The sequence below is a fragment of the Nitrosospira sp. Nsp18 genome (genome assembly GCF_900103145.1).
Classification (GTDB): Bacteria; Pseudomonadota; Gammaproteobacteria; order Burkholderiales; family Nitrosomonadaceae; genus Nitrosospira.
Window position 1 is genome coordinate 1 of sequence record NZ_FMWY01000048.1, and the last position, 2,642, is coordinate 2,642.

At 61.5% G+C, this 2,642-nt stretch carries 3 protein-coding genes; all 3 read right to left on the reverse strand.

Annotation, left to right across the window (positions count from 1 at the left end):
• Window positions 1-600, reverse strand: a 600-nt coding sequence (locus BLS94_RS14255) for a NapC/NirT family cytochrome c (protein ID WP_143021716.1), incomplete at its 3' end; no start/stop codon positions are given.
• Window positions 600-1,307 (reverse strand): cytochrome c-550 CycA, encoded by a 708-nt coding sequence (cycA, locus tag BLS94_RS14260; RefSeq protein WP_072768990.1) that lies wholly within the window; start codon window positions 1,305-1,307, stop codon window positions 600-602. The genes BLS94_RS14255 and cycA, both read right to left, overlap by 1 nt.
• A gap of 261 nt (window positions 1,308-1,568) precedes the next feature.
• On the reverse strand, window positions 1,569-2,642 hold a 1,074-nt coding region (gene haoB / locus BLS94_RS14265; RefSeq protein ID WP_371130310.1), incomplete at its 5' end, for a hydroxylamine oxidation protein HaoB.

Sequence of the window (2,642 nt, forward strand, 5' to 3'; positions counted from 1 at the left end):
CTCCTCATCCTCCTCCTCGTCGTCCTCATCCTTTTTCTCGGGTTTGAGGACCAGTTTGCCCTGCTTCTTGCTCTCGTTCAGGTCGGTCTCGGGGGCTTCCTTGTGCACCAGGTTCTGATGGCAGTCGATGCAGGTCGCACCTTCGGTCTCCATCTTCTTGTGCGCAGCCTTGGCGTCGGCACCGGGCGGCTGCGGGTTCTTGTGGCATTCGCGACAGGTGACGCTGTCCCACTTCTTGAGATTCATGCGCGCATCGTGGGCCATGATCAGCCGGCGCTCATTGAATTTCTCCAGGGTGGAATAGTCCTCGGCAAACTCCATGTACAACTCGCGCGCCCCATCCACCACGTGGGTGGCTACCGCCAGGTGGAAGTTCTTGAAGCCCTGCGGAATATGGCAGTCCTTGCAGCCGGGGTTGGCCCCCAGCGCGCCATAGTGCGAGGAGCTCTTGAGCTCCTCCGCAGGATAGGTCATGGAATGGCAACTGGTGCAGAATGCGGTGGTGGAGACGGCGGCCTCGCCGCCGAATACCACCGCCACCATCACGATCCCCAGTACGGCACCAACGAGCAGGGTGCCGCCTGCTTTCATTCCCGCCATCAGTCCTCCGAACCTTTCACACCCACCTTGGCCTTGGACTGGAAGTCGTCATGGTACTTGAACTTGGGCTCGCCCGTGAAGGTGCCGTCCAGTTTGTAGTGCTCGTGCATGGCCTTGGTGTCCTTGACGTACTTGTCAAAGTCGAAGGTGTACTTCTTGTCCACCGCGGGGGTGAAGGGGGTGTAGGGCTTCTTGGCGCCCTTCCACGGACTGCCTTCGTAGTTCAGGTGGCAGGCGTTGCAGCTTTCTTCAAAGCTGAAATCCTGTCCGGCATCGGCCAGGGTCTGGCGCGGTGCGGTCTTCTTCGATTTCTCGTAGGCGGCGCCGGCCTTGCGGTGGGTGCCGCGATACTTGGAGCCGGGACCATGGCACGATTCGCAACCGACGCCGGTGGTGAACTTGTTGGGGTCCTCGACGGTGTAGCCGCCTTCCTTGCCCCAGCCGTCGACGTGGCAGCCTACGCAATCCTTGTCCTTGGTGTAGTCCTTGGCCGGGTCGAGCTTGGCCTTCTTCTTGGCCTCGGCCTTGGTGTTGGGTTTGAGGGAGTCCATGGCCTTGGCGTGCGCGGTGTCGCCCCACGATTCGGCCTGGCTCTTGTGACAGGAACTGCACTTCTTGCGGCCTTCATACGATTGCGCGGTAGCACTGCCTGCAACTACCGCCAGCATGGCGGCTGCGGCAAGGACTAATGTCATGCGGTGGCTCATGGTTTCTCCTTTTTTTCTGGCGAGACAAAAATATCCGGGTGTTATTAACAACTTTTTTATCCTGAATCCGTAACGCTTAAATGATCAATGAGCGGTCATCTGCCGGATTTGGGATTTTGCCCATACTGTATCTCCGGTTTCTGTAAACGGGTAGCACCAGTACCATCACTCTTTCTGGTACCACTGGTACCGCCAACCCGCCGCAGGCGGGTTGGCCGGGGTGGGTTGGGTCTGATCGGGTCTGGCTGGTCTGTCGTGGGATCAGGCGCCGGGCGGGGTGTCGGCGCCGCTTTCGCCGTCGCCTTGGGCGGGGATCTTGTAGACCCAGTAGCCGCCTTGCTGGTAGATGAGCTGGAGGGCTTGCAGGTCCAGGGGCTGGGATTCGGTGAAGGGCAGCATCTGGGCGATGAGGCTCTCGCTATTGGGGCCTTTGTGCAGGAAGTAGGCGCGCACCATTTTGTCGGAGAGGGATTGCAGGGTGTAGGTGTCGAACTGGTTGCTCTGCATCCAGCTTTTGAGGTAGCCGATCAGGCCGTGCATGTTGCCTTCCATGGGGAAGTTCTTGTAGGTGATGTCAAACTGCTGGGGGCGCATGAGTCCCAGTTTGTAGAGGTCGTTGACGTGGATGGCGATGTAGGCTTCGCGGCTGCCTGCCAGTTCGCGCAGCAGGGCGGCACCCTTCTCGGGCGGGGCCAGGAGGGCGTCGGCGAAGCGCTGGAAGGTGGCGCGCTCTTGCTCGCCGGCAGGCGCGCCCCAGAATTCGTTCTCGTAGCGTTTGACGGCCTCGGTGCGCTCGCGCCACGGGGTGGGTACGATCAGGGGTTCGCCGATGCGGGTGGTGAACAGGGTGTCGCGCTCGGCCAAAAGGTGGATCTGGCGCGAGGTGTCCCACCAGGCGAGGATGAGGGCGTCCTTGGGCGCGTGCTTGGCGATGGCGGCGGACAGGGCGGCAAGCTCGGACAGTTTGTTGTCGACGGTCAGGAGCAGTTCGCTGGTGTGGTTTTCCCAGTCGAGCCGCACGGGGGCCTCATTGCCGCGTCTTGCGGTGTGGGTGAGGGCTAAGGGCTGGTCGACGCCTTCGGCGTAGACTTCGTATTGGGCCAGCTTGAGGTCGGGGTCGATGCCCGCCGGTAGGCCCAGTTGCGCAAACTGGTCAATGCCGCCTTCGGTGACGAGCTGGTAGCGATAGGGGGCGGGGCCGGGGTTGAACCAGAGCCAGCCAAACCAGAGGAGTAAAAGAATTCCTCCCGCCACCAGGAGGATGCCCAGTGAGGGGAGGAGTTTGGTGTTGCGCCGCGCCACGGGGGCGCGGGTGGAGGTTGAGGTGCTCAAACG

Coding starts and splice junctions, on each gene's coding strand:
- cycA (WP_072768990.1), bottom strand. CDS start 1,307: ATGAGCCACCGCATGACATTAGTCCTTGCCGCAGCCGCCATGCTGGCG.